This is a genomic window from Streptomyces phaeolivaceus (assembly GCF_009184865.1).
Taxonomy (GTDB): Bacteria; Actinomycetota; Actinomycetes; order Streptomycetales; family Streptomycetaceae; genus Streptomyces; species Streptomyces phaeolivaceus.
The window spans coordinates 9072284-9092891 of sequence record NZ_CP045096.1 but is presented as its reverse complement, the minus strand read 5'-3'; the positions used below and the strand labels follow the sequence as shown (position 1 = coordinate 9092891).

General features: G+C 71.2%; 14 protein-coding genes and 1 pseudogene. 9 read left to right on the top strand and 6 right to left on the bottom strand.

Features of this window, described 5'->3' with window-relative positions; translation table 11 throughout:
- Window positions 1–51: 51 nt before the first annotated feature.
- Together F9278_RS41445 and F9278_RS41440 are read left to right on the top strand one after the other, a co-directional pair.
- Window positions 52–288: a hypothetical protein gene (locus tag F9278_RS41445; RefSeq protein WP_152172909.1), complete on the top strand. Its 237-nt coding sequence runs from the start codon at window positions 52–54 to the stop codon at window positions 286–288.
- A gap of 607 nt (window positions 289–895) precedes the next feature.
- Entirely contained in the window at window positions 896–1393 is a 498-nt protein-coding gene (locus F9278_RS41440) for a Rossmann-fold NAD(P)-binding domain-containing protein (RefSeq protein WP_152172908.1), read from the top strand.
- Between the two features lie 67 nt (window positions 1394–1460).
- On the opposite strand, the gene F9278_RS41435 is transcribed toward F9278_RS41440, so the two are convergent.
- On the bottom strand, window positions 1461–2384 hold the full coding sequence (locus F9278_RS41435; protein WP_152172907.1) for an NAD(P)-binding domain-containing protein: 924 nt from the start codon (window positions 2382–2384) through the stop codon (window positions 1461–1463).
- A 343-nt stretch (window positions 2385–2727) separates the two neighbouring features.
- The gene (locus F9278_RS41430) at window positions 2728–3264 is read right to left on the bottom strand and encodes a hypothetical protein (RefSeq protein WP_152172906.1); all 537 of its coding nucleotides are present in this window, start codon (window positions 3262–3264) and stop codon (window positions 2728–2730) included.
- Between the two features lie 481 nt (window positions 3265–3745).
- On the opposite strand from F9278_RS41430, the gene F9278_RS48325 reads away from it, so the two are divergent.
- Window positions 3746–3880, top strand: coding sequence for a hypothetical protein (locus F9278_RS48325; RefSeq protein ID WP_264300194.1), 135 nt, complete (start codon window positions 3746–3748; stop codon window positions 3878–3880).
- Between the two features lie 237 nt (window positions 3881–4117).
- On the opposite strand, the gene F9278_RS41425 is transcribed toward F9278_RS48325, so the two are convergent.
- Window positions 4118–7984, bottom strand: coding sequence for an nSTAND1 domain-containing NTPase (locus F9278_RS41425; RefSeq protein WP_152172905.1), 3867 nt, complete (start codon window positions 7982–7984; stop codon window positions 4118–4120).
- Between the two features lie 237 nt (window positions 7985–8221).
- On the opposite strand from F9278_RS41425, the gene F9278_RS41420 reads away from it, so the two are divergent.
- From F9278_RS41420 to F9278_RS41405, 4 genes are all read left to right on the top strand, one after another.
- Complete coding sequence (locus F9278_RS41420; protein ID WP_226967158.1) at window positions 8222–11614, top strand: S8 family peptidase; 3393 nt, start codon at window positions 8222–8224, stop codon at window positions 11612–11614.
- Window positions 11615–11723: 109 nt separating this feature from the next.
- Window positions 11724–13079 carry a D-alanyl-D-alanine carboxypeptidase/D-alanyl-D-alanine endopeptidase gene (gene dacB / locus F9278_RS41415; protein ID WP_152172903.1) on the top strand — a complete coding sequence of 452 codons (1356 nt, stop codon included), beginning with the start codon at window positions 11724–11726 and terminating at the stop codon, window positions 13077–13079.
- 256 nt (window positions 13080–13335) lie between these two features.
- Window positions 13336–14568 carry an IS701 family transposase gene (locus F9278_RS41410; RefSeq protein WP_450372093.1) on the top strand — a complete coding sequence of 411 codons (1233 nt, stop codon included), beginning with the start codon at window positions 13336–13338 and terminating at the stop codon, window positions 14566–14568.
- Between the two features lie 420 nt (window positions 14569–14988).
- Window positions 14989–15210 carry a hypothetical protein gene (locus F9278_RS41405; protein ID WP_152172902.1) on the top strand — a complete coding sequence of 74 codons (222 nt, stop codon included), beginning with the start codon at window positions 14989–14991 and terminating at the stop codon, window positions 15208–15210.
- Window positions 15211–15442: 232 nt separating this feature from the next.
- On the opposite strand, the gene F9278_RS41400 is transcribed toward F9278_RS41405, so the two are convergent.
- From F9278_RS41400 to F9278_RS41390, 3 genes are read right to left on the bottom strand one after another with little or no spacing between them, the layout of a single operon-like run.
- Window positions 15443–16951, bottom strand: a complete 1509-nt coding sequence (locus F9278_RS41400; protein WP_152172901.1) for a tripartite tricarboxylate transporter permease — start codon at window positions 16949–16951, stop codon at window positions 15443–15445.
- Between the two features lie 13 nt (window positions 16952–16964).
- Window positions 16965–17552: a tripartite tricarboxylate transporter TctB family protein gene (locus tag F9278_RS41395; protein WP_193241862.1), complete on the bottom strand. Its 588-nt coding sequence runs from the start codon at window positions 17550–17552 to the stop codon at window positions 16965–16967.
- On the bottom strand, window positions 17549–18529 hold the full coding sequence (locus F9278_RS41390; protein ID WP_152172899.1) for a Bug family tripartite tricarboxylate transporter substrate binding protein: 981 nt from the start codon (window positions 18527–18529) through the stop codon (window positions 17549–17551). The genes F9278_RS41395 and F9278_RS41390 overlap by 4 nt, the downstream gene beginning before the upstream one ends.
- Before the next feature lie 1131 nt (window positions 18530–19660).
- Between F9278_RS41390 and F9278_RS41385 the strand changes: the two genes are divergently transcribed.
- Together F9278_RS41385 and F9278_RS48555 are read left to right on the top strand one after the other, a co-directional pair.
- Window positions 19661–20023, top strand: coding sequence for a hypothetical protein (locus F9278_RS41385; RefSeq protein ID WP_152172898.1), 363 nt, complete (start codon window positions 19661–19663; stop codon window positions 20021–20023).
- A gap of 123 nt (window positions 20024–20146) precedes the next feature.
- Window positions 20147–20221, top strand: a pseudogene (locus F9278_RS48555) (type II toxin-antitoxin system VapB family antitoxin); the annotation flags it as partial.
- Between the last annotated feature and the right edge of the window lie 387 nt (window positions 20222–20608).

Genomic DNA, 20608 nt, shown 5'->3' with positions numbered 1-20608 from the left:
CTCCGAGAATCGGCAAGTGCGGTACGGATGAACCAAAGAGAGAGACAGACCATGCCTGAAATCGTGTCGAAGCGCAGCCGTCGCGCCCGTTGGGCCGTACCCGCCGCGGCAGCCGTCCTGGTGGGCCTCCAGATCGCGGGGGCCGGTTCCGCGTTCGCCGGACGGGGGGACGGCGCCTATGTGTGGCGCGACCGCTCTGGAGTGCGGACGGTTCTGGAAGGGCAGTGCTTCGCCGACGGCGGTTCCCAACTGGTCAGCAGCGGCAGCACATACGACTGCAGGCGTTGAGAGGTCCCCGGCCGCGTACGCCCGGAGCCCTCTCTCCGCGACTCACGGACCTCCTCGGCCGGCGCGGCCGCGGAGGTCCGTGAGCGTTCTGGTTGCTCTCGACGACTCAGAACAGCCGACCGTTCACCTCCTTCCGTCATGGACGGCCGGGCGACGCCAACCTGCGTGGGCTGTCAGCGCGCCGCGCCGCTGCCGTGGCGGTCGCCGTTCGCACGTGCTCGCGGCGGGGAGCGACGCCCAACCGGGTCCAGGCATCCCCACCAGCCCGTAGCGCAGTCCCACTGCCTCGTCACGTCTGCCGACAGGACCGCGAGGCCGATCGACGCGCGCCCCTCCGTCCCGCCTCCGCTGCTTCGTCGCCGCGCCGGACCGAGTCGTCGGCCTGCCGCGCGCTCACGCCGGGCGATGCTCGGCAGCCCAGGAACGCGCTGCCCACTCCGCATGGCGGGCGTGCCCCGCAGACACGGCGGCATCCTCATCAGCCGACCTGCCCCGCGGCACACCTGACGCCGCCCGCCCACGGGCGCGCCCGACACCCTCCCCGCGCCGGGCGCGCCCGCGTCCACAGACCTCCCAGGGCCCTTCGTCGGGTCTGCGGCCAGCCGGTATGGTGCTCTACCGGCCGGAGCTGGCAGGCGTGCCGGCGGATGCCGCGCGCCGCGAGGGTGTCAACCTGCTGCCCCTCGGGCTCACGGTCACCGCGCTGGTCAACGGTCCCTCCGGTGTGGAAGTGACCTTCACCGACGGCGGCGAAGCGCACTACGGCCTGGTCGTCGGCGCCGACGGCATCCGCTCGACCGTCCGTCGGCACGTGTTCGGCGAGCGCTACCAGCCCCGCTACGTGGGCGGGATGAGCCTGCGCTGGATGGTGCACGGCGACGGGCTGGACCTTCAGCAGGGCTTCCACTTCGGCCCTGGCGGGGGGCTCGTCGTCGCGCACCTGAAGAACGGGCCAACCCACATCTCCAGCGGCTTCACCACGGAACCGATCGAGTACCAGGACCGCGCGCAGGGCGTGGCCCGGCTGCGCTCGATCATTCCGACCGCCAGCGGGACATCCTCGGCGCCCACCGCGCCTATCTGGACCGGCTCGCCCGCACCCTGACCAGGAGCGGACGCGGCCTCGACTGATCCGCATGCCCCGGTCACGTTCCACCTGTCAGACGGTCCGCTCACCCACACATTCGTGCGGGTGCGACGGCCGTAGGGGAATCGGTGCGCCCAAGCCATCGGAGAACCGCCTCGGTTCGGGTTCGCACCCCAAGCTTTCTGTAGATGCGGCTCAGATAGTTCCTGACCGTCTTCTCCGACAGGTACATCTCCCGGGCCATCTCCGTCACCGACCGGCCTGCGGCCGCCAGCGCCATGATCCGCTGCTCTTGAGGTGCCAGGCAGATCCTTGTGGAGGCGGACCAGGAAGCGGCGGGCCAGTTCACGTATCCGGGAGCGCCCGGGGCAATGACATCCAGCCTCTCGGCCATCACCCGGGTCACAGCCCTGGCCTGTTCGGTGGCGATCGCCAGGGCTGCGAGGGCTCGGCTGCTCTCAAAGGTCCCGACGTCCAACGCGTGGTAGCCGAGGAGGCCGAGCAACCGGGTCACCTCGGCCTTGGCCTCCGCATCATCGCCGGCGATCGGCAGAGTGCTCCGGTCCGCGGGGCCCCGTCTCGGATCGGGCTGCAGGAGACGGAAGTCGATGTCGCTGAACACTCTCACCACGCGGGAGTCGACCAGATGGTTCTGGACGAGACGACTGGACGTCGCTTCTTCTCCCGAGTCCAGTTCGGCGATCCTGCCGTGTCGCTCCGGGTAGTAGTTCATGAGGTCGACAACGGTTTTTCCCCGCAGTTCCGGAGCGGGGAGCCGATCGTAGGCGTTCAGAGGAACAGCAAGGGCGACCATGTCGCCGAAACGGGCGGCCTGGCACGACGTTGCGGCACGGGCATGTGCGCCAAGTTCCGCCACGAGGGCGGCGAGCGACCCAGGGTCACGCGAATTACTGACCACGACGTTCAGGTCGGCGGCGACAGCGAGCCGGGCAAGCGCGCTGCCGGCCCTTCCGCAGCCGATGATTCCGAGGGTGGGGGGCTGAATCACGGTGCCGGATCTCCAGTTGGGGCGAACGGGCTTTTCAGACCGCCCGCGAAAGAGGGCTATTGCAGACCCTCCCGCCGTCGAATCCGCCTGCCGTACGCGCGCACGACTCCGCGCACACGGGACAGATCCCGCGGAGGAGGGAGCACACCCGGTGGGGGGTGGGGGTGTGTCAGGTACCTCCGCCCAGAGCAGACCGCGCCACGCATCGGCACTCCCCGGCGGGGAGGCAGCCGCGCCGCCGCATTTTCCGGTCTTGGGCAATAGCAGTCGAAGAATCCCGTCCGATCACCAGGCGGCGTCCGGGACCTTCGGATCCCTCACGCGGCAAGCCTCTGCTGTCGCGTCACGGGAGAGAGCCCTCGGCCGACTGTCCGACCACGGCACACGCGCTGCCGAGGTCGCTTCCCGCCGTGCCCTTCCTGATCCGGTCGGCCGCCTCCTTCATGGTCTTCAGCTCGGTTCGTACGACACCGGCCGGGGAGCGCTCAAGAATCGCGTCGTGGCCCATGGCCAGCAGGTCCAGGGCATCGGTGTCGACCTCCCCGACCTCGGCGAGAATGGCCGTAGCCCCGCTCCGCGTGCAGTCATGACCCGAGGCGATGATCGCGCCGATACCCCACCCCAGCGACATCCCCAGAGGGCCGCCGAGGACGCCGAGGAGCGCACCGGTCAGCCCACCGTTGACCGCGTCGCCCCGCACGCCGGTTTCCATGGCCACGGGAACACGGATCGTGCCGTCCTCCATGCGCTCCATCAGGACGGCGCCCCGAACCTTGACCGCGGCAGAGTCGAGCAAGCTGAGGCCGGCGAGGGCGTGGTAGGCGGCGTCCCGGTCGGCGAAGCGGAGGACAACGACGTTTTCCTGCATACGCGCAGTCATGGGCTCTCTCCTTGGATCGTCGAGGAACGTGGCAGTCCCGACCAGCTCGGGTGGCTGCCCGCCCGATCTATGAGACAGCATGTATTAGAGTGAGCGTGTGAGTCAATCTGTCTCGAAGATTGGCTGTCCAGGAAGAGGCGACCCGGGAGGCCCTCTCGCAAGCGCTCGGCCCCTGCCCTGCCGACGACTGGACGTGCCCGAGGAGCTCGTCCGCAGGCTGCACGCGCAGCCATGGCCGGTGAAGCTGTCCGACAGACACTGTTCGGCCGGCCATGGCTGCGCCCGTGGAACTCAGTCCGGGATGTGGCAACTCACGCTGGCGTAGACCGTGTCACCGCTCTGCCCGTAGACAAAGTCGCTGCCGACCGTCCCACGCTACGCCGCATCCGCGAGGAGACGTTCGACCGCGCCGACGCACACTTCGGTGACGCGCTCGCGGCGGCGGTCGCACGCGGGGAACTCCGGCCCGGAGTCGTCCAACATGCCCGGGAGCTCCTCGCCCAGGCCGGTCGGGCCTCTGCTCTTCCAACGGTTCGTGCTCAGTGTGCACCTGGACAGCGACATGGTGGCGAACGCCGTCGACACGGCACTCGCCCCCCGGCTGCCGCACTCCTGACGCCCCCTCCCGCCCCGCGGTCGAAGGCCACCGTTCAGATGACCGAACGCACCGCACGGCGGCGCCACCGACCCGCACCCTCGGGACAAGGCGAGACCGGATGCGACGAGGGCCCCTACGGTCAGCCGCCGGAGAGCGGCTCGACATCGACCACACGCGGGACGACCGCGCTGGGCAGCCTCTTCCAGGGCGCGTCCACGGGATCAGCTCCGACAGGGCGTCTGACTTGGTGAGGGGCTAGTGGTCGTCGCACACCTTCCGGTACGTGGCGTCCGGCAGGTACGTCCGCCAGGTGGTCCGGGTCAGGCCCCGGTCCCCCGCGCGGGCGCAGACGCGTCGCAGCGCGTGTGCCGGGTCGAGGTCGTAGGGCTGGACAGGGACGTGGGTGCCGCTCGCGTACAGGGTGTGGCCGTCGGGGGTGAAGGCGAGGGAGGTGATCGCCTCGCCGGGGGTGGGCAGGGGCCCGCCCAGGGGCTGGCGGGCGTCCGTGTCCCAGAGTTGCAGCGTGCCCTCGTCGCCGCCGACGGCGAGGGTGCGGCCGTCGGGGCTCAGGGCGACGGCGCCGATCTCCTCCGGGCTGTCGGCCGGGGAGTCGGGGAAGACGTCGCGCAGGATGTCCGCGTGGTCGCCGAGGTCGCCGTCCCAGAGGGTGACGCGGCGGGTGCGGTCGCCCGCGGCGAGGCGGGTGCCGTCGGCGGTGAAGGCGAGCGCGGTGATCCCGTCGTCCGGGGCCGGGCCCAGTTCCGTGGGCCGGCCGGAGGGGACGCGGACGGCACGGCTGTCGCCGGCGAGCAGCCGGCCGTCGGGGCGGACCGCGAGCAGGGAGCCCGCCGGCTTCGCCACCGTGCCCGTCCGGCGGCCCCGGGTCACGTCCCACACCTCGTTCACCACACCGCCCTCGGCGTTCTGGCGGGCCGTGTACAGGGTGTGGCCGCCGGGGCCGAGCGCGATCGAGAGCACGCTGTCGGCGGACTGCCGCGCCGGGGCCGTCCCCAGGGTGGCCAGGACCCGGCCGCGGGCCACGTCCCAGACGGTGATCCGCTGTTCGGCGGGGTCCTGCGCGAGGGCCGAGACCCCGTACGCGAACATCTCGCCGTCCGGGCTGAACGCCATCAACGGCGCCGTCTCCCCCGCCACGACGGGCCGTTCGGGGTCGGCCGGGCCGGGCAGCGGCACGGCGGGCAGGGCCTGGGTGCCGGAGCCGCGGCGCGTGCCGTCCCCGGCACCGGCACCGGTGTCCTCGGCGGTCCCCCGCAGCTCGAAGCGGTAGCCGCCGCCGGTGAGCCGTGCGGTGGCCACCGTGCCGCCGTCAGGGGCGAGCAGCGCGTCGGCCAGGGCCTCCTCGCGCCACGCCGCCGTGGTGGCGGTCGTGGTGTCGTAGGAGTGGACGGTGTCGACGTCCAGGTAGCGCAGCGTGCTGTGGTCCGGATCCCAGGCGAGGGTGCCGTAGTCCTGCTGTTCGTCGAGGGGCTGGTGGAACACCGGCGCGTCGGGGGACGCCGCCCGCCAGACCGTGATCCCGGTGCCGTTGACCGTCGCCAGGAACGCCCCGTCCGCGCTGAACACGGCGGAGGTCACCTCCGGGTCGGAGAGGGTGGCGACCTCGCGCCGGGTCCCGGTGTCCCAGACGCTCACACCGTTCGCGTCGACGGCGGCGAACCGCTGGGCGGTACCGCGGGCCCCGCCGCCGAACAGCAGCCGTACGCCGTCGCCGCACAGTCCGTCCGCCTGCTGCCAGGCCCCGCTGATCTCCCGGCCGTCCCGGGTGTCCCAGAGCCGTGGCGCCTTCCCGGCGGGGCAGACGGCCATGTACCGGTCGTCGGGGCTCGGGACGACCTGGGCGCCGCCGGGCACCTGCGTGGCGAACAGCAGCCGACCGTCGGCGACGGAACGCAGCTGCACCTGCCCGTCGACCCCGTCGGCGCCGTCGGCCCGGACGTCGCCCACCACATAGCCGCGTCCGCTGCCGCCGAGGGCGAGATACGTGGTGCCGCTCGGCCGCGGCCGGGGCTCGCCCACCCAGCGGTCCCGTGCGGTGTCCCACAGCCGGATGCCGTCGTCCACGGTGAGCGCGAGCGTGCGGGCGTCGGGGCCGGTGGCGAACACCTCGGCGTCGGCCGGCAGGGTTCCGGAGGCGGTGCGGCGGTGCGTGGCCACGTCCCAGGTGCGCCAGTTCCGGCCCTCCACACCGAGCAGGGACCGGCCCGCGTCGACGAGGTAGTGCGCGGACCTGGCGCCCGGCTCGGGGGCGGTGAAGGTGTCCAGTTCGGGCTGGGCGAGGGCGCCGAGCAGGGCGCGGCGCGACTCGGGCAGCTCGGCAAGCCGCCAGGCGGCGGCGCTCAGCCCCATCGCGGTGCGCGGTTCGGTCGTCCGCAGGGAGTCGGCGACCGCGGAGGCCCGGCGGGCGGCGGCCTCCGTGCGCTGCCGCTCGCCCGCGCGGGCCTGTGTCACCGCGACCAGGCCGACGGCCATGGCCACCGCGACAACGGCGGACAACGTGGTGAGCAGCAGCCGGGAGCGGCGCGCGGCCCGGACGGCCGTACGGTGTTCCGCGTCGCGGGCCTCCAGGGCGGCGGTGAGGAAGCCCCGCTCGGCCGCGGTGAGCGTGTCGTCGTGCGTGAACTCCTCGCGGGCGAGGTCGAGCCGGGTGCCGCGCCAGAGGGCGCCGGGGTCCCGGTCGGCCTCCAGCCAGGCGCGGGCCGCCTCCGCCAGCCGCCGGTGATGGCGTAGTCGCTCCCGGTCCTCCGCCAGCCACCCGGCCAGCCTCGGCCAGCAGCTGATCAGCGCCTCGTGGGCGAGCTGGACGCCGTCCTCGTCGACGGTGAGCAGCCGTGCCCCGGCCAGCCGCTCGACGACGCCGGGCACCTCGGGGTCGGCCCACTCGGCGAGCTCGGTGGCGCTCAGCGGGCGCCGGGTGTCGGCGGTGGTTCCGCCGGACTCCCGGCCATGGGGACCGGCGGGCTCTCCCCCGGGCTCCACCATCCGCAGCAGCAGCCGACGCGCGGCGGCCTGCTCGTCGGGGTCGAGGCCGCCGTAGACCTCCTCGGCTGTCGCCGCGATCGCACCGCGGACCCCGCCGGCCGCCTCGTACGCGGCCAGACTCAGCATCCGGCTGCGACGGCGCCGCCAGGTCTCCAGCAGGGCGTGGGAGAGCATCGGCAGCGCGCCCGGTTCGTCGAGGATCTTGTCGACGAGGTGAGCGGTCAGCTCCCGCTCCACCAGCAGACCGGCGGTCGCGGCCGGCTTGACGACGGCTTCGCGCAGTTCGTCGGCCGTCATCGGGCCGAGGGCGAGCGCGGCGCCGCGCAGCGCGTCGGCGAGGCCACGGTGTTCCAGGCAGCGGGGGTAGAAGTCCGCACGGACTGCGATCAGTACCCGCAGCCGGCTGTCCGGGTCCCGCGCCGCCAGCAGCAGGTCGATGAACCGGGCTCGTTCGGCCTGGTCCTGGCAGAGTGTGAACACCTCTTCGAACTGGTCGACCACCACCCAGCTCTCCGGCTCGCCCTCGGCGGGCGCCAGCAGATGACCGTGGGTGGCGGCGGGCCGCGCCCCCGGCGCGAGGATCCGCAGCGCCACCGGCGGCCCACCGCCGCTGTTGTGACGCCCGGCCCTCTCCTGCAGTACGGGAATCAGCCCGGCCCGCAGCAGCGACGACTTCCCGCTCCCCGACGCCCCGAACAGCACCGCCAGCCGGTGGTCGCGGACCAGCCCGCTCAACTCCCCCACCGCCCGGTCGCGCCCGAAGAACAGATGCCGGTCGGCGGGTTCGAAGCGGGCGAGCCCCCGGTACGGCGCGCTCGTGGCCTCCTCGGCAGCCGCCGGTACCGCGGTTGTGGTGGCCGCCTCGGCCTCCTTCCAGCGTGTCTCCCACTCCGCGAGCTCCTCGATGCCGCCGCAGGCCCGTACGTAGCCGCGCAGGACGTCGAACGACGGCAGCCGCGCGCCACCCGCGGCCCGGGACAGCGTTGTCGCGGAGCAGCCGGCGGTCCTGGCCATGACCTGGTACGACGGGCTGCCCGCGGCACGGCGCAGTTCACGGAGGCCGTGCGCGAGCCGCTGCACGGGCCCGGACTCCGGGTCGAGCGGTCTCTCGGGACGTGCCACGGGTCAACCTCTTCCTGTGGACGGCTCACCCGGGTTGAGGCCGACCAGTACGACGGGTTCCGAGTTGTTTCACCTGGTGGAGGGGGCTGTGCATCAACGTTCCGCTTGCCAGCCTCGGTGTCGTCGGCGGATCCCAGTGGGCCCGGAAGACCCGGAGGACCCTGCGGATCTCCGCCGCCCAGCACATCCCAGCAGATCGATCGACATGCTCCAAGAGGGGGAGCCTTGCACCAGCGCGTGAGATACGCCGCTGTCGCGGCCACGGCGGCGACGGTGGCGCTCAGCACCGGTCTGACCGTCGCGGGCCCGACCGCCGCGGCCCAGGCGGCGCCGGCCGGTACTACCACCGGATCCGCCGCCGTACCGACCGCCCGGAAGGCCGCCGAAGGCACCGCCGGGAACCCGGCCGGCGGCGGCTCCCGCCGTATCCCCCTCATCACCGGCGACCGTGTGATCCTCGACACTCGGAACCAGGTCGTCGGCGTGGAGCGGGCCAAGGGGCGCGAACGCGTGCCCGTGCAGGTGCGGACCGTCGGCGGTCACACCCTGGTCGTGCCGATGGACGCGGCCCGGCTGGTGGCGAACGGCAAACTGGACCAGCGGCTGTTCGACGTCACCGAGCTGAGCGAGGTGGCCGGCCGCGGGAGCCGACAGAACGGCCTGAAGGTCATCGTCGGCTACCAGGGCACGGCGAGGACGGCCAAGGCCGACGTCCGGGACACCGGAACGCTGCGTTCGGCCTTCCGGACCCTCAACGCGGACGCCGTCCGCACGCCCCGGCAGGACACGCCGGAGCTGTGGGACGCCGTCACCAACGGTGGCGCGGTCACCCGGGGCGACACCCTCGCCCCCGGTGTCTCCCACGTCTGGCTGGACGGCATCCGCAAGGCGGCCCTCGACACGTCCGTGTCGGGGATCGGCGCCCCGGCCGCGCATGCGAAGGGCCTGGACGGCAAGGGCGTGAAGGTCGCCGTGCTCGACACCGGCATCGACACGACCCACCCGGACCTGAAGAACCAGGTGATCGCGGCCAGGGACTTCACCGGTTCCAAGGACACCGCCGACCGCGTCGGACACGGCACGCATGTCGCGTCGATCGTGGCCGGCACGGGCGCCGGATCCAACGGGAAGTACCAGGGAGTCGCGCCGGGCGCGAAGCTGCTCAACGCGAAGGTGCTGGGCGACGAGGGCGGCGACGACTCCTCGATCGTCGCGGGGATGGAGTGGGCCGCCGCGCAGGGCGCCGACATCGTCAACCTCAGCCTGGGCGGCGAGGACACTCCCGGGGTGGACCCGCTGGAAGCCATGGTGAACAAGCTGTCCGAGGAGAAGGGCATCCTCTTCGCCATCGCCGCCGGCAACGAGGGCGAGGCCGGCGACTCGACCGTCGACTCCCCGGGCAGCGCGGCCGACGCGCTCACCGTCGGCGCGGTCGACGGCAAGGGAAAGCTGGCCTACTTCTCCAGCCGGGGCCCGACCGTCGACGGCAGGCTCAAGCCGGACGTCACCGCACCCGGCGTACAGATCACCGCGGCTTCGGCCAGGGGCAGTGAGGTCGCCAGGGATGTCGGCGAGAAGCCCGCCGGCTATGTGACGCTCTCGGGGACGTCGATGGCGACCCCGCAGGTCGCGGGCGCCGCCGCCCTGCTCAAGCAGCAGCACCCCGACTGGACGTCCGCCGAGCTGAAGACCGCGCTCGTCTCCTCCGCGCAGGGCGGCTCGTACACGGCGTTCCAGGGCGGCGCGGGCCGGATCCGCGTCGGCCGGGCCGTCACGGGGACGGTGGTCGCCGAGCCGGCCTCGCTGGACCTCCCCCTCCAGCAGTGGCCGCACACCGACGACACCCCGGTCACCCGGCGCCTGACCTACCGCAACAGCGGGACGAAGGACATCACGCTGAGCCTCTCCGGAGCCGCCCGCGACCCCAAGGGCAAGGCGGCCCCGGCGGCCTTCCTCACCCTCGGCGCGGGCAAGGTCACCGTGCCGGCCGGCGGCAGCGCGTCGGTCGACGTCACCGTGAACACCCGGCCGGGCGGCAAGCTCGACGGCGGCTGGTCGGCGCGGGTCACGGCCACGGGCGACGGCCAGAGCGTCACCACACCGCTGGGCGTCATCCGCGAGACCGAGCACTACGACCTCACGCTCAGGTACGTCGACCGCCCCGGGCAAACCTCCGCGCACGTCGCCTACCTGCTGTCGGTCGACAGCCCGGAACAGAGTGCGACCCTCACTCCCGAGCACACCGACGACACCACCACCCTCCGGGTGGCGCCGGGCACGTACATGCTGGAGTCGGCCAGCTCCAGGAACCTCACGACCTACGAGGGCGGCCTCGACTGGCTGGTGGCGCCCAGGCTGACCGTCACCAGGGACATGACGCTCACGCTGGACCTGAACAAGGCGAAGTCACCCGACATCACCGTGCCCGACCCCAAGGCCAGGCCGCTCAACGCGTGGGTGTCGTACAAGAACTACGGGGGTCCGAGCGGGCAGAACGGCACCGGCATCATGCTGCGCTCCTTCGCCGACATCCGGCTCGCGCACATCGGCCCGAAGGTCGACAGCCTGTCGCAGAACTGGTCCGGGCAGTGGACCACCGCCAAGAACACCGAGTACGACATCGTGGCCGCCGCACCGGTGAAGGAGATCAAGGGCGCGTACGTCCACCACTACACGGCGGGCGAGTTCGCCACCCTGAAGGTCGGCATGGGCTCCTCGGTGCCGGGGAAGACCGGCGCGGTCTCCCTCACCGCCTCGGTGCCCGACGGCTTCGGCTACCGGTCCGGCTTCGCCGACGCGGTCCCGCAGAAGCTGCCCGGCACCCGCACCTACCACGTGTCGGCCGTCGAGGGCGCCCAGTGGCGGCCCGACTTCTCCCAGTACTCCGGGAAGAAGGACTCCGAGGGCAACCCGGTCCCCGAGGTGGTCTCCTCGGTCGACGACTATCTGACGCCCGAGGCGGGCCGCACGTACCGGTTCCGCTTCAACACGGCGGTGTTCGGCCCGCGGATGCCGTCCGGCAGCGACAGCGGTGTCCGCCGCGACGGCAACACCATCTCGGGCGTGCTGCCCCCGTTCACCGACGGCGCGGGCCACTCCGGCGACTCGGACACCACCTCCGCGACGACGACGCTCTACCGCGACGGAAAGAAGCTCGCCACCCGCCGCGCCCCGCTCGTCACCGGCACCACCTTCAAGGTCCCGGCGGGCGAGGCCGCCTACCGGCTGACCACCTCGGTCAGGCGCAGCGCCCGGCTGTCGGCGGTCTCCACCCGCACCGACGCCACCTGGACGTTCCGCTCGAAGAAGACCGGCGCCGACGGCGTCCGGCTCCCGGCCTCCACGGTCCGCTTCAGCCCGGCCACCGGCCTGGACGGCAGGGTGACCGGCAAGGCCGCCACCTTCCCGGTCACCGTCGAGGGGCCCGCCAAGGGCCGCAACCTCAAGTCCCTCGTGGTGTGGGCGTCGTACGACCACGGCCGCATCTGGAAGAAGGCCACGGTCACCCACGGCAAGGTCACCGTGAAGAACCCGGCCCGGGGGAAGTCCGTCTCACTGCGGGCCGAGGTCACCGACAAGAAGGGCAACACATCGGTGATCTCGATCTACGACGCCTACTACCGCGAGTAGGCCGAGCGGCGTCAACTGGCGCCGTCCGTACGGCGAACCGCCGAGTCGAACTCACTGGCGTCATCACCCCGTCACCCCACCCGACATGACACACGTATCGAGGCACCTCATGCATCTCCCCTCCGCAGTCCGCAGCAGTGGTCGTCATCGCAAGGCCCGCACGCCGAACCCGGCGCTGCGCCGGGCGGCCGTGCTCGCGGTGACCGCACCTGTCGCCGGAGCGATCCTGTCCGGCCCGTCCGCGTTCGCCGCCGACAAGACGACCGACAAGGCGACCGGCGGGACCACGACGAAGGCCGGTGTCACCGAACTCGACGCCGCCGAGCAGAAGATCGCGGACAACCTGAACACCCGCAGCCAGGACACCCGTCTCGGCAGCACCCTCAGCGGGGTCGTCATCGACGCCAAGTCCGACAAGGTGGTGTGGGGACACGACGCGGACACCGCGCTGATGGCCGCCTCCAACACCAAACTCGCCACCTCCACCGCCGCGCTGACCGTGCTCGGCCCGGACCACCGGCTCACCACGAAGGTCGTCTACGGCGACGGCACGCTCACCCTCGTCGGCGGCGGCGACCGCACCCTGACCACCGACGACCTCGACGCGCTCGCCAAGACCGCCGTCGCCGGGCTGAAGAGCGCCGGGCTCACCTCGGTGAAGGTCCGCATCGACGACAGCCTCTTCCCCGAGCCGAGTCTCGCCACCGGCTGGAACACCGGCTACTACCCCGACTCCGTCGCCCCCGTACGCGCGCTCGTCGTCGACTCCCACAACGTCGACGACACCTCCCTCGACGCGGGCGACGTCTTCGCGAAGCTGCTCGCCGAGCGCGGGGTCACGGTCGACGGGACCGTCACGCGCGGGGTCGTCGGCAAGGGCGACGTGCCCGTCGCCACGCACACCTCCGACAAGCTGTCCACGATCGTCAAGCAGATGCTCAAGGTCAGCGACAACGACATCGCCGAGTCCCTGCTGCGCCTCACCGCGCTCGGCGCCGGCCGCTCCGCCACCTTCGAGGACGGCACCGCCGTCGTCCGCGACGTCCTCACCCGGTACGGCATCTCGCTCGACGACTTCGCGATGTACGACGGCAGCGGGCTGTCCCGCACGACCCGGATCCCGGCGAGGACCATCGCCGACATCGTCGACCTGGCCGCCGACCCCCGGCACGCGCAGACGCTGAAGTACATCATCGACGGGCTGCCCGTCTCCGGCGAGGCCGGCGCCACGCTGGGCCCGGAGTTCGGGCGCTTCGACACCGCCGACTCCAGCTGCGCGGTCGGCCAGGTCAAGGCCAAGACCGGCACGCTCACCGGCGCCGTCGCGCTGAGCGGTCTGACCAAGGCGCAGGACGGCCGCTGGAAGGTCTTCTCCTTCATCGAGAACGACTCCACCGCCGGCCCGTCCGACATCAAGGACGCCCTCGACGGCCTGGCCGCCACCGTCAACGGCTGCTGGGCGTAGGGGCCCTACCCCCCACGAGGGCCTCCCGCCGCCTCCGGAGCGCCAGGGCCAGACCGCCCGGCGCTCCGGGGGAGGTGTCGTCCTGGTCCACCGTCCGCTCACCGACGAACTCCCGTGGTTCCAGGCCGCATTCGACGACATGTGGGGCGGTTCCGAACTTCGTCCGAGCGAACCAGGCACATCCATCAAGGAGAGCTGGTACTACAGCCGTGACTCGTTCCCGTGTCCGGTCCGTGTGTGACGCGTTGTCCGGTTCGTGGATACGGAACGGGCGGTGCTGGTCTGGGCGGGCTGGTTCGATGACTTCTTCGCCTCTTTGGCGGGGGTCTTCGGGCGGGTCGAGCCGCGCCGGATGGCGATGTCGTATGTGAAGGCGTTGATCGCGCCGGTCGAGCGGAAAAACGGCTGGCAGATCGCTGAGCATGTCGGGCACGCGACGCCGGACCGGGTGCAGTGGTTCCTGGCGCGTTCGACCTGGTGCGCGGATCAACTCCGCGACGCTCTGCGGTTGTTCGTCGTGCAGTTCCTGGCCCGCCCGGACGGGGTGCTGGTGCTGGACGAGACAGCGTTCTTGAAGAAGGGCCGGATGTCGGCCGGGGTGGCCCCGCAGTACGCCGGGATCACCGGGCAGATCGAGAACTGCCAGGTCGCGGTGTTCTGTGCCTACGCCACCGACACCGGCAGGGCGTTGATCGACCGCGAGCTGTACCTGCCGGCCGCATGGTGCGAGGACGCCGGTCGCTGCCAGCTCCAGCGCATCCCCCGCCCCCGCGCGAAGGCCGTGGTCACCAAGCCCGAACTGGGGCGGCGCATGGTCGAACGGTGCCGCCGGGCCAGGGTCCCGTTCGGATGGGTGGCCGCCGACAGTGCCTACGGCCAGGACCGCAAGCTCCGTGCCGCCCTCGAACGCCGCCGCATCCCCTACGTCATGGCCGTCCCGGTCGACGAGACCGTGCACACCCGCGGCACCGGAAACCTGCGCGTGGATGCGTTCGCCGCCGCCGTCCCGCTCCTGTTCGAGCGCCGCTCGTGCGGAGCCGGCGCCAAGGGGCCGCGCTCCTACGACTGGGCACTGGCCGAGGTCACCTGGCCCGGCGGCGCCGAGGGCGGCCCCCGCCGCGGCTACGTCCATCTCCTGCTGGTGCGGCGCTCGGTCACCGACCCCACCCGGATCGCCTACTTCGCCGTCCACGCCAGGGCCGGCACCCCGATCGGCGAGATCGTGCGCGTGATGGGCCTGCGCTGGAGTATCGAGGACTGCTTCGAGACCGCGAAGTCCGACTGCGGCCTGGACCACTACGAAGTCCGCACCTGGGACGCCTGGCACCGCCACATCACCCTGTCCATGGCCGCCCTCGCCTTCCTGACCATCACCGACACCCGCACCCGCCACCTCCCAGAACCCGACAGCACTGCCGACCTGCCCACGCCGACCGATCCGGCCAGGACCTCCGAAAAGGGGGAACACCGAGGGCTGTTGAAAAGCTGATCCGCTACACCGCCGAAGAGATCCGCCGCCTGCTCAACCGGCTCCTCTGGGCCACCGCACCCCCACCGCCGGCAACCGTGATCAAGCAGTCACGCTGGCGCCGCACCCACCAGACCCGCGCACAACGCTGCCACTACACCACCCGCGACAGACGAGATCACGAGTCACGGCTGTAGTACTGGCGCGACTACATGTTCCGCGTAAACGAAAAGGCGCATTTCGAATGAGCCGGTTCGCGCGGTGCGAAAAGCCCTGAGAGCAGGACCGGATCCTCGCTGGATTTTCGCAATCTTCACAAGAAAAACGTCCAGCACACGCAAAGCGTCGTGTAAATTGAAAAGCGACGGGGAAATGGGCAAGATTTACGTCGCCTTGAAAGTTCCCCGTTAATTACTCGGAATTAACAAAAGGAGAAATCTCATGCGCAGGAAGCTCGCACTGATCGCCGCAGGTGTCGCCGTGGCCATCGGCGGCGGTCTCGCGACCGCCGGTTCCGCTCAGGCCGCCACCTACTACAGCACGAAGGCCGAGTGCGACGCGGCGCGGGTCAAGCTCGCCGACGGCGGGCAGCGGAAGTGCCAGCAGAGCTGGGGTGGCGCCTCCGGGGGCTGGTTCATCAACGACATCGCAGCCCAGGGATAATCGGGCCGCAATACGCCGCACATATGGCCTTGCCGAGATGTCCTGGCCACACGCTCGGAACCGTCGCGGTTATTCCCCCGCCCGGAACCTGCGAGCCCCCGGCCGTGAATAGCGGCTGACGAATCGCGGGCACCGATCGCCCTCCAGGAATATCACCTGGCCCCGGGATATTCCCGTCCGTGCCCGTTCGACGACGCTGTCGGATCGGGCACGGACGGTCTCGGCAGCGGGCTCAGGTCGTGCGAGGCCCACGCAGCCGGCGCCTGACACTGAGCGCGGTGGGGACGCCGGCGCCGAGGGCGACCAGCACGAGCAGCGTCAGCGACAATGGCCGCTCGACGAAGACGGCCCAGTCGCCGTTGGAGATGATCAGGGCACGCCGGAGGTTGTCCTCCAGCAGCGGTGTCAGCACCGCGGCCAGGATGGCGGGAGTCAGCGGGAAACCGTTCTCCTGCATGCAGTAGCCGAGAAGTCCGATGCCGAGCAGCAGCACCAGGCTGGACAGGCTGAAGGTGAGCGCGTACGCGCCCAGCACGGTGAAGACGATCACGGCACCGTAGAGCAAGGGCGGCGGCACCGTCAGGAGCTTCACGAAGATCCGGACCATGGGCAGGTTGAGGAACAGCAGCATCGTGTTGCCCACGATCATGCTGGCCACGATGGTCCACACGAGATCGGGGTCCGAGTTGAACAGCTGCGGCCCCGGCTGCAAGCCGTACATCTGGAAGACGAAGAGCAGCAGCGCACTGGTCGCCGAGGCCGGAACGGCCAACGTCATCATGGGGATCAGAGAGGCACCGACGCCTGCGTTGTTGGCGGTCTCGGGCCCCGCGACACCTTCGATGGCGCCATGCCCGAAGAGGCGTCGGCGCTCGCCGCGCGCGACACGCTTCTCCAGCGAGTACGACGCGAACGTCCCCAGGGTGGGCCCGACCCCCGGCAGCAGACCGGAGAAGAAGCCGACGAGCGTGCCGCGTACGTAGGCGGGCCAGGAAAGCCGCAGGTCCTCGCGCGTCATCCAGGCACGACCGGTCATGGCCACCGGCCCGTCCGGTCGCGTCCGGCCGACCGACAGCTGCCGCAGTGCCTCGGGGACGGCGAACAGCGCCATGGCGACCAGCGCGATCGAGACACCGTCGGAGAGTTCGAGCACGCCGAAGGTCCAGCGCCTGACCGACGACTGACTGTCGGTGCCGACCAGGGCGACACACATCCCGAACAGGACGGAGATGACCGCCTTGAGGCGGGAGCCGGTGATCAGCGAGGCCGTCATGGCCAGGGCCCCGGCCATCAGCACCGTGTACTCCGCCGATCCGAAGGCGACGGATACTTTCACGAGCAGCGGCGCGACGAGGACCAGACCGAGGACGGCCGCGATTCCGCCGAGGTACGACCCCACCGCCGCGGTGGCCAGCGCGACTCCGGCGCGGCCTTTCCTCGCCATCGCGTAGCCGTCCAGCGCCGTCACCGCGGAGGCCACCTCGCCCGGCGTCCTGATGAGGATGGACGTGGTCGAACCGCCGTACATCGCGCCGTAGTAGATCCCGCAGAGCAGGATCAGGCCGGCGGCGGGATCGAGTCCGAAGGACAGGGGGATGAGCAGGGAGATGGCCGTAATGGGGCCGACCCCGGGGAGAACGCCGACGACGGTGCCGACCAGGACGCCGAGGAACGCGAAGAGCACGTTCCCGGGGGTGAGGGCGTGTACCAGCCCTGAGAGCAGATGAGTGATCGATTCCATGGCTCTCCTCCCGTCACCCGAGCAGTCCGGCGGGGAGTTCGACCCCGAGCAGTCTGGTGAACGTGAGGTGGACGGCGACACTGAGGACGACGGCGAAACAGCCGTTCCGCAGCCACCGTTCCCGTTCGATCAGGGTGCTGGTGGCGAGCAGGTAGGCCGTGGTCGCGATCGGCTGGCCGAGCGGGATGAAGGCCAGGACGTAGGCGGCGAACAGGGCGATCATCAGTGCCAGGCGCCGCCAGGGAACCGGAGGTTGGCCGGATTCCACCGTCTCGTCGGTGGAGTCGCCGGACTGCCGGATGTTGCCGGCCGCGGTGTCGGCGCCGGTGCCGCCGCCGGCCGTCCGTTCCTGGCCGGCCAGGCGTCGTGTTCTGCGCCGGCCGAGTACTCCCCGGCCCGCGAGGACCAGCCCCGACAGCGCCAGCAGGAGACTCACCGTGACGGGGAAAGCGGAGGGGCCGACGGTTCTCGATCCGCCTGGCGGCGCTTCGATGCGAAGCGCCGCCAGGAAGAGCCCGACCCCGGCCGCCGCGACGACCAGACCCGCCGTGACGTCCGCACGGTGCGGCCGCGACCAGGACTCGTCGGGCGGCGTGCTCACAGCTGTCCCGTCTCCTGAAGGCCCTTGCGCACCGAAGCCTGGGTCTGTGCCAGAAACGCGGAGAGCGTGTCCCCGGTCATGAAGGTCGTGTTCCACTGGTTGCGCTTGGCAATGCGCTTCCATGTGTCGCTCCGCACCGCCCGCTTCAGGGCGTCCTGCCAGTACTTCACCGCGTACGCGGGCATGTCCGGAGGACCGTAGATGCCCCGCCAGTTGGCCAGCGTGACGTTGTATCCCTGCTCGGCGGCGGTGGGCACGTCCAGTCCGGGCAGCCGCTTCTCGCTCAGTACGGCCAGCCCGTTGAGGTCGCCGGACTTCAGGACGGCGGAGAACTCACTGACACCGGCGATGGCGACGTCGACGTCCCCGTTCAGCAGGGCGGTGGTCTGGTCCCCGCCACCCTGGTACTCCACGTACTTGACCTTCCTGGGGTCGGCACCGGCCGCCGACACCAGCAGGCCGAAGGGGACCTGGTCGTCGGACGCGGCGCCGACCGTGACGGAGTCCGGCTTCTTCCGCAGAGCCGACAGCACGGAGCCGACGTCCTTGTACGGAGAGTCGGCGGCGGTCACGACGACGTAGTACTCCGTCATCAGACGGGCCAGCATGGTGACGTCCTTGTACCCGTACTTCGACGTGCCCTTGAGCTCGTTGGCCATCATCGACAGCGACGTCACGGATATCTCGTCGTCCGCCTTCCTGTGGCGTTCGACCATCTGCGCGAGCCAGACGGCTCCGCTCGCCCCCGGACGGTTCTCGACCGGAAGGGGGACATCGACGATTTTCTCCTTCTTCAGCGCTTCGACCACCGAGCGGATGGTGAGGTCGAAACCGCTGCCCGGGTCCGCTCCCGCGGTCATGGTGATGGAACCCGAGGGGTAGTCCGACCCGTCGGACGCCTCGTCGTCGGTAGTGGTGCATCCCGTCACAAGAGATGCCACCACAGCCGTCGTCACCAGATATCGGGCAGATGCCATGGGCTTACTCCTAGCTGGTCGTGCCTCGTGAACGGCACATCGTTTCGATGGGAACGGGGGAGCCGAACGAACGGAGATGCCGAACGAACGGAGGAACCGGCGAACAGGAACCGGGTGGACGGAGGAACCGATGCGCGAGGGATTCGCCGCGCAGGACGCACAAGGAAGGTCGCGCGGGCGGGTCGCTCGCCGGCGGACGGGGACAGCCGGGTCGGTGCGCCTCGGCGACCCGCCGGGCCTCTCGCCGCCAAGGCCCGGGCAGCGGCGCGCCGCCCCGGCCCGGCACCCGTGGATCGCGTCGTGCCGCCCAGCACGGTGGCGCCCGTCACGGACGACTGGTCAGGTGACCTGTCCTGCCTGTGCCATGGCTTCGGTGCCTCGACTCGCGCGAGCCGGGAGCCGGTCGGCTCTTGAGCCGACCAGGGGCCGCGCCGGATACGGGCCCGGTGGCACGCCCGCCGCGCGACCGCCCCGGGCCGTACCCGTCGGCAGGGCAGGCCCGACGCGTCCGCCACCGGGAACCGGTGACGCTCCGGATGACGGATTCGTCGCTCGGGTCCGACCGTGGTGCTTTCGCGGTGCCAGGTGGAGACACGACGGCCGATACCGGGCCGGCCGACGCCGAGAAAATGATCGCGCGCTTGCCGTGCGCGAAGGGCTTGCCATGGGTCAACGCCTCGTGGGGGGTGAGGAGTCCAGCGGCTGCACAGCAGCCTGTGTGCGTCACAACCTCCCAGCTCACGGCACCCCAGGAGAAGTGTGAGACATCAAGATTCACAGAAGCCGCACACATGGCCCCGGCGGGCCGAAGTCCCCGCAAGACGTGCCGCCCCCACAGCAGCTCGCGCCGGTCGTCCTGGTGGGCCTCGTCAGGCCGATTCCCGGCAGCAGGTCGAACAGTGGCGCCGTTCCTCATCCCGACACCGAAGCGACTGGGACCCGAGCCCGCGACTCGTCGCCACTCTCGCGCGGTACATGTGCGACTCCCCGTCGGTTCCCTGTCGCCGCCGAGGGCCGGCAGGGGATGGCGAGTTGAGCCAAAGGGGACGGCGGAGGTGCGTCTCTGTTCACAGGCAGACCGGAAGATCCACCGACCCACCACCTCCACTCTGTGACGGAATGTCCCACAGAGTGGCCAAGGGTACTGGCACCCGCCTTGAGTACGGAGGAAGCACGACTGCCGAAACGGCGAAGAACCGGCCCTGGACAAAGCAGCGAACGCCTCGCCGGGCGACAGCGGTCACACTGCTCGCGGCGACCGTCGCCGCACTGGTCGCCGTCGCCGCACTGGTCGCCGTCGCCACACCGGCGCAGGCCCGGGATGTCCGGTACGTCAACGGCCCCGTCCGCGCGACCATCGGCGAGGCGTCGGCCGACATGGGGGCGACCGAGCGGAAGTGCCGCAACCAGGGCGGGCAGGTCCTGTCGAGCGCGATCGTCGGCACCCCCGACCAGATCTACGCCAGGGTCGAGTGCGGGGCCCTGCGCGGATAGACGCTTCCGAAGGCGTGACGACGAGTCGCCGTCACGCCTTCGGGCACCAGGGCTCCCATGGCACGTCAGCCGTCCCGGCGAGCAGGTCACCGTCGAGGCGTACGCCGAACCAGCACCAGGAAGGAGAACCGGCGGCGCGCCCTCGCTCTTACCCGCCTGCGGGCTGCGGCAGCCGAGGGGGCCTTTGACCTGGACCTCGGCTGGGGCGTCGGCGCGGTGGTCGGCAGCGGCTACGACTACAGGCGGGCCGAGAAGGCCACGGGCACCGTCGCCCTGGTCACCCGGCACATGCCGCCCGGCGGCACCGCGATCCTCGCCGAGGTCCGAGAGGACACCCCAGAGACCCTGGACCTGCTGGCCATGCGCTACGACGCCGTCCTCGAACGCCGTCCCTGCGACACGGTACGCACCGAGCTCAAGTCCATGAAGGAGGCCGCCGAACGGATCAGGAGGGAGGAGGCGAAGGAGCGGCGCGACCACAAGAGGGCCGAGGCCGGGCGGAAGTTCAAGGACGGGGTCACGCAGCTGAAGCAGAAGATCGCCGCCTGGTCGGCGCCGCGAGCGCGGGGTCACACCCCCCGACCC